The sequence below is a fragment of the Stutzerimonas stutzeri genome (assembly GCF_024448935.1).
GTDB classification, from domain to species: domain Bacteria; phylum Pseudomonadota; class Gammaproteobacteria; order Pseudomonadales; family Pseudomonadaceae; genus Stutzerimonas; species Stutzerimonas stutzeri_AO.
Genome location: NZ_JAMOIE010000149.1, coordinates 1 through 6,015 on the forward strand (window position 1 = coordinate 1; position 6,015 = coordinate 6,015).

General features: G+C 57.2%; 6 protein-coding genes, 1 tRNA gene and 1 pseudogene. 1 reads left to right on the plus strand and 7 read right to left on the minus strand.

Translation table 11 applies throughout. The annotated features are described in order from the left end of the window. Nucleotides 1-215: 215 nt before the first annotated feature. Nucleotides 216-767: a transposase gene (locus NA637_RS23695; RefSeq protein ID WP_423836763.1), complete on the minus strand. Its 552-nt coding sequence runs from the start codon at nt 765-767 to the stop codon at nt 216-218. 164 nt (nt 768-931) lie between these two features. On the opposite strand from NA637_RS23695, the pseudogene NA637_RS23700 reads away from it, so the two are divergent. Further along, nucleotides 932-1,377, plus strand: a pseudogene (locus NA637_RS23700) (transposase); the annotation flags it as partial. Between the two features lie 17 nt (nt 1,378-1,394). Here the strand turns inward: NA637_RS23700 and NA637_RS23705 are convergent. The 6 genes from NA637_RS23705 to NA637_RS23730 all read right to left on the minus strand — a co-directional run. Next, nucleotides 1,395-1,490, minus strand: a tRNA-Sec gene (locus tag NA637_RS23705). An 8-nt stretch (nt 1,491-1,498) separates the two neighbouring features. Next, complete coding sequence (locus NA637_RS23710; RefSeq protein WP_256074952.1) at nt 1,499-2,539, minus strand: phage integrase; 1,041 nt, start codon at nt 2,537-2,539, stop codon at nt 1,499-1,501. Beyond that, complete coding sequence (locus NA637_RS23715) at nt 2,539-3,819, minus strand: hypothetical protein (protein WP_256074947.1); 1,281 nt, start codon at nt 3,817-3,819, stop codon at nt 2,539-2,541. The genes NA637_RS23710 and NA637_RS23715 overlap by 1 nt, the downstream gene beginning before the upstream one ends. A gap of 132 nt (nt 3,820-3,951) precedes the next feature. Continuing rightward, complete coding sequence (locus NA637_RS23720; RefSeq protein ID WP_256074949.1) at nt 3,952-5,148, minus strand: zonular occludens toxin domain-containing protein; 1,197 nt, start codon at nt 5,146-5,148, stop codon at nt 3,952-3,954. A gap of 4 nt (nt 5,149-5,152) precedes the next feature. Next, nucleotides 5,153-5,467: a DUF2523 domain-containing protein gene (locus NA637_RS23725; RefSeq protein ID WP_256074950.1), complete on the minus strand. Its 315-nt coding sequence runs from the start codon at nt 5,465-5,467 to the stop codon at nt 5,153-5,155. Then, the coding region (locus NA637_RS23730; protein ID WP_272889264.1) for a virulence factor TspB C-terminal domain-related protein at nt 5,467-6,015 on the minus strand (549 nt) is incomplete at its 5' end. The genes NA637_RS23730 and NA637_RS23725, both read right to left, overlap by 1 nt.

Below are 6,015 nucleotides of genomic sequence, written 5' to 3' on the forward strand. Positions count from 1 at the left end.
CCAAAACCGCTGTCAACCCCCTCTTTCAACCGCTTCCGATCGACCCGACCGAAGCCACCAACAGGACTCAACCACCACCCTGCCAGCGCGGCGCATTCTACTCGAATCCGCCTTTCGTGCAAGCCTTTTTTTTCGCTAACCGATTGATTTACAAGAGGTTTCGCTGAAAGCCCGCGCCGGATAAGGTGCGCATTATAGGCACTCACAATTACACGTCAACGGTTTTTTGACCTACGGGAAGTAGCTCTTGTGCGGATCGCAGAAGCAAGATCGCCAGCTCGGCGTCCACCGTAGCTGCGCGTGCTAGGCCAGCTCCGCCCCTGATCCCGGGTCAGCGAATTGCGAAGCTCTGCGGGCTGTGTCGCGATCTTTGCGGCGATGGCATCACGCACAGCCTCGGCGCCATGGCCAACCAACGCAGGGCCGTTCTTGACGGGGGCGCCGGGCGCGTACCCGGGCATGGGCGGCAGGTGCAGCAGTATCGTGAATCGGCTCGTGCGCTCGACCAAGGTGCCGATCGCGAAGCTGTTGAGGCCGATCAGGTCGCCCTCGCAGTGACCCGGCACGGCATGGTCGGCGACCTCGGCCACACGCAGGCTGATCATCACCATAGGCGTAGTGAAGTGCTTGTCCTGTTGCCGCGCTCTGGCACGAGGCACCCGTAGCGCGCGACCGGTGCGTAAACACGCGGACAGCTCGCGTCGCAGCGCGCCGCGGCCTTGAATATAGAGATGTAGAGCACCGAGGGCCTCGTGCGAGAGCCTCATTGTCGCATCCTCTGGAAAGTCGACCCGCAGTCGACGGCTGATGATCTGCTCTGAGCTCCAGCAGCTACCCCAGCGCCGGTCGGCGCGGCGGCCCTACCGCCGTCCCTTCCACGGCACGTTGGGGCCGGGAATGGACCGGCCTTGAGCATCGGTCACGGTGCCCGCAAGCCGTGCTTGCGGTGGGGCTGGCCCGCAATGCCCGCCAGCAGCGGATGGCGCCGCCGGGCATGCAAGCGGTCGCCGAGGCCTACCAAGAAAACGGGCAGAAGATGTCTGGCGTGTATCGCTTCCTCTATCAGGCCGGCAGTTGGCGCAAGCGCCGCCTGATCGCGTCGCGCCTGGAATACGGCGAGCAGGGTGCCAATCCACGCTTCATCGCCGTGTCCCAGTTTGCCGAGGACGCTGCCCAGCAGTATTATGAAGATTACTGCGACCGTGGCGGCATGGAGAATCGCATCAAGATCAATAGTTGGATCTGTTCGCCGACCGCACCTCCAGCCCGCGCTGGTGGACCAACCAGTGGCGGCTGATGCTGTCGGCCTTTGCCTATGTGCTGTGCGACCGAGCCTCGACTCGCTACCTGCAGGGACTGGTTTCTGACGGGATGAGCGAAGAGCGGGCATGAAGTGGCGGAAGGCAGTGGGAGTCGAACCCACCCAGGAACGGCTGCCGCCCCCAACCGGGTTTGAAGCCCGGCCGCACCACCGGGTGCGATTGCCTTCCTTATTGATTTACAAAGGATTTTCCGAAGCTGACTGTTGCTCACAGGCAGGAGTGTCGAAGAAGTGTCGAAAATCCCTAGCAGGACCAAACGCTAACACGTCTTGCAGATGATCGGGCGCAAGGTGCGCGTATCGCATTGTCATCGCCAGGGACGAATGACCAAGAATCTTCTGCAAGGTCAGGATATTGCCACCGTTAGCAATGAAGTGTGAAGCGAAGGTGTGCCGCAGCACATGCGACTTTTGTCCCGCAGGCAACCGCAGCCCGGCACGCGAAACCGCTTCATCGAACCGATCCCGGCAATTGGTGACCGCACCGTGTTCCCGAAGATGCTGGCGAATCCGATCAGCTAGCTTCGGATCGATCGGCACCACACGACGACGCTTCGACTTCGTGTTCACGAACTGGAGCATGCCATCGCCCACCCGGCTGATCGTGAGTCCTTGCGCTTCACCCCATCGGCAACCAGTCACCAAACAGATCATGGCGATCAGCTCCACATGCGGGTGAACCATGCTGCGCAGTACCTGAAACAACCGGTCGATCTGATGGCTGTCGAGGTAGGACAGTTCCCTTTCTTGCACACGAATCGCCCTGAGCATCGAGAGCGGATTCTCAAACTCGATTTCACCAAGTCGCCGCAGCTCATTGAACAAAGCCCGCAGATAGGACAGCTCATTGTTCGTCGTTTTCGGGCTGATGCCAGACGCAAGCCGCTTGGAGCGATACTCGGCGAAATCGGTAGCGGTAAAGACCATAGCCACAGGATCTTTCAGGCGTTCAACCATGCGATCCATGATAACACGGCGACCTTCGTAGTCGGCCAGCGAACCACCATGCAGACGCCCCCAGCATTCCACCAGTTGGGAGAGGCGGCGACGGTCCTTCGGTTTCGGGGACCATTGCGGACTTTCGATCAGCTTGGATCGGCACGTTGCCTCGAAACGCTGGGCTTCGCCCTTGGTCTTGAACGTCTTACGAAAACGCTTACCCTTGATCGGCTCAACATCGACCCGCCAGCGACCATCAGGCTGTTGTTCTATCGCCATCAGACGGCGCGCGCCCATCGAACGTGACGCTCCTGCAAGAGCTTTTCGATATGAGCAAACAACATCAGATCAGTCATCCCTTTCCCGGCGTAGTGGTCGCGGATTACGGCCCAGCAATCCCATTCCTTTAGAACCCGGAACGCCTTTTTTGCGGATACACGCTGACGAGCCAATAGACTGATGAAATTTCCCAAAAACAGCTCCACGTTCTTGCCACTGAACCCACGGCTCGTCTTGTAATACCGCTTGTATTCCGTCTCATCAACCAGGGAATCAACCGGCAAATCGACCCTGGCGTCATCGCGCATCAGCGTCCAGATTGGCTCGTAGTAACCGGGGCGGGCGATCAGCTTGAATTGGCTCAGGCCGTAACGCCATAGGCCGTCCAGATGCGCCGAGAAGGCAGCGAACGAGTCCGTATCGATAAACTCGCCGGTCTTTGCACTGATCGACCCGCTGGCGAACTGCTGAATAACCGAATGGTGATAACGCAGCTCGACACGCCAAACGTCCGCGTTCGGGTCGTAGTTGTCAGGATCGGCCACATCGAACGAGTCCCGACGACGCCAGACGCTTTCCCAGAAGTCCAGCTTATCGGTAGCGCGAGCCTGTTCGGTTTTGTTGTAGATGCAGAGCTGGACACCACCGGCAGAGCCGAACATGGACGTTTCACCACGACCATAGACGCTGGACTTGGTCGCCCAGTTGATCTCGTTGATACCCGAAATATCACGATGAGTACGGGCGCGGCAGTGAAGGCGCCCAACAAGATCCACCGGTGGTCTCCAGCCCTGGAGATCCAACGCGAGGTGAACGGCACACTGATTACGCTCGCGATGAACCAGGACTGCGGCAGCGTAGTAATCCATACGTTCCTGCAACCGCTCTGGCGACAGCGAGTCGATGGCATGAGGTGACACCTCGATCTTCAAATGAGGGCCGATGCTATCGAGCTTGGCGTTGAAGTTCTTGATAAGCAGGATGAAACCGAGATCGGCGTTTTGAAGCTTGTACTGGTATCCCGAGTCCCGCCCTACTCGACCGGAATGCCAGATCTGACCAGCGAACTCGACCATAGCGCCCGGCTTGTCAAACAGCGCCATGATTTCCGGTCGGATCAGCCCACGATACAACTGGCGAACGGTATCGACACCACACCGCAGCAACCGGATATTGGACAGATCGCTGATGGCTGCCGTACCTGGATCAACGAACAAACGGCCATGCTGCGTCGGATTGCCCGTTTGATGATCCAGTCTCGCTTGGTCTTTAACACTCATTCTCGAAATCTCCTACAATGTCCATTAACGGACGGTTTCAACTCGTTTTATCTGACGTGTTACAGGGACGTCAGCGCGCACAGCACGCCGGCTCGTACCTCGCCGTGCGTGCCTGACACGCGCTGACGGTCATCACCACAAGAACTGACCCTTCTCATACGGGACGCGAGTAAACCGAGGGCCCTGCGCTTCGTCCTGGATCTGACGCGGCGAGGCAACCGGCTGCGACGCCGGCACCTGGTTGTTACGCTTCTGGTCCTGCAATGAGCCTCGATCAGGCTTGGTCGGGTCGAAATAGCCGTACTGGACGACCGTCATACAAAACTCAAACGACACTTCAAGCAACGTACCTTGCTGGGTATTGCAGCGGCACCCGGTCAGCCCGTCATAAGTGTCCCCAATGCTCATACGCCTTCGATTGCGGCTGATAAGACCACGATCAGAAGTAGAGATACAGATGGGCTTCGGGAACGATTGCGGCGTATTCAACTGGTCATAGATAGGTGCAGAACCTGGAACATCCTGAATCCGAGGCACACGAGAACCGAGGTATTGTTCAAGCGTTTGCGGCTGATCTACGCCTTGGGTGCCGACCGGATTGATGAATGAACCAACAACGCTCTTCGCCTGATCGACCATGCTTCCAGATTCAACCTTGCCGCCGACCTGATCGGCAGCTTCCGGCTCACCGATTCCCTGCTGATAGCGAGCATAAACACGATAGGCAAGAACGCCAGCAACGACGATAACAGCCACGGCCAATAAAAACTTGGTAGGCACCTTGGTTTGAAAGTGATGCTTGGCGTTCGTGCTGGTGTACGCACCGAAGTACTTCTTATCCAGCCGAAGTGACTTCTTGTCAGCGTCCTTGAAACTGGATTTAAGCTCAACCTTTTCAACCACCACTTCGGACTCGAACCGCAGCAGTTGGGAAGATTTAAAGACGCGCCAGTAATGGATATGACTGTTACACAGGCGACGCAAATGAACATCGAGGTAGCGCGGGTCCTGGGTAACCAAGTGCACCTCATGCCCTTGATGGCGCATGGTCTCGAAGCGGGTAATGTGCTCCGGTGGCCGTGCCCTGGGATCGCGTGAGCCAAACCAGCCCTGCGCTTCGTCCACGACGATGATCGAGTCGTTCGGTAGCTCGAACCACTTCTCGGGATCTTCAAACACGAACCAGCTGGCTTTGAGCTGATCGGGTTTGAGGCCGTTGATATTGTAGTAATAGACGACACGCCCCTGACCATGGGCGCTCTGATCGACTTCACGAATCGTATTCAGAGTTTTGCCGTGCCCCGGCTTGCCCGTACGGATAATGAGCATGAGATCAGGCCGTGAAGGTAGTAACGTTGCCGAGCTTGGTACGACGATCAGCCAGCCTATCGATACCAGTCAACACAAGGCGCGTACTAATAGCCGCGAAGTACATATTAAAAGCGACATCGATCTTCGCCAGCCCAAGAATCATCTGAATAGATTGAGCAACGTTGCCCATGTTGGACAACATATAATCCCTGGCCTCGCCAATAACGAAGTTGATACCGACGTAACTGACAAGGCCAATACCGAGTACCCGCAAAACCATCATTACCAGCGGCTTGACAATAATTACAGCGAGCATAGCCAGATAATAAAAGTGCATCAGGCACCTCCAAATGCGCGGCCTACATAGACGGCGCAGAACATTGCAGTAAACGCCACGATGAGCCAGGACATACCCGAGGCCGCTTCACAAAGGGGCTCATAAGACAGCTGAAGGGAGCCGCCACCACCGGAGCGCATATTCAAGACCTCGGCGGTCGGACAACCAGACGGAAGAAAGCGGCCAGCACTGTTGATGAAACTCGGCGCGTCAACCTCGGCCTCTTCAAGCTGGAACTCCTCACCCTGAAAAAGCCCTTCAATATCAGTCTTTTTATTCTCGAAATCGGCTTGTTCTTCGGCATTACAGCGCATCTCCTTCTGCTGCTTGAGAATCGCGCACTGGACCGCGTCGCCGTTGCACTCAATCTGCACGTCACAGGCTTCACCGCCAACACTTGACTGACCGCACTTGTCCGGATCGGTGGCCGGATCACATTCGCCCTCACCGTCAGAATCACCATCGGAACCACCACCAGTACCACCATCGGAACCATCACCAGTACCACCATCGGAACCACCACCAGTACCACCATCGGAACCACCACC

What these genes read in the sequence shown, in the direction of transcription:
- NA637_RS23710 (WP_256074952.1), bottom strand. Translation starts at nt 2,539, where the DNA reads ATGGCGATAGAACAACAGCCTGATGGTCGCTGGCGGGTCGATGTTGAG.
- NA637_RS23715 (WP_256074947.1), bottom strand. Translation starts at nt 3,819, where the DNA reads ATGAGTGTTAAAGACCAAGCGAGACTGGATCATCAAACGGGCAATCCG.
- NA637_RS23725 (WP_256074950.1), bottom strand. Translation starts at nt 5,467, where the DNA reads ATGCACTTTTATTATCTGGCTATGCTCGCTGTAATTATTGTCAAGCCG.
- NA637_RS23695 (WP_423836763.1), bottom strand. Translation starts at nt 767, where the DNA reads ATGAGGCTCTCGCACGAGGCCCTCGGTGCTCTACATCTCTATATTCAA.
- NA637_RS23720 (WP_256074949.1), bottom strand. Translation starts at nt 5,148, where the DNA reads ATGCTCATTATCCGTACGGGCAAGCCGGGGCACGGCAAAACTCTGAAT.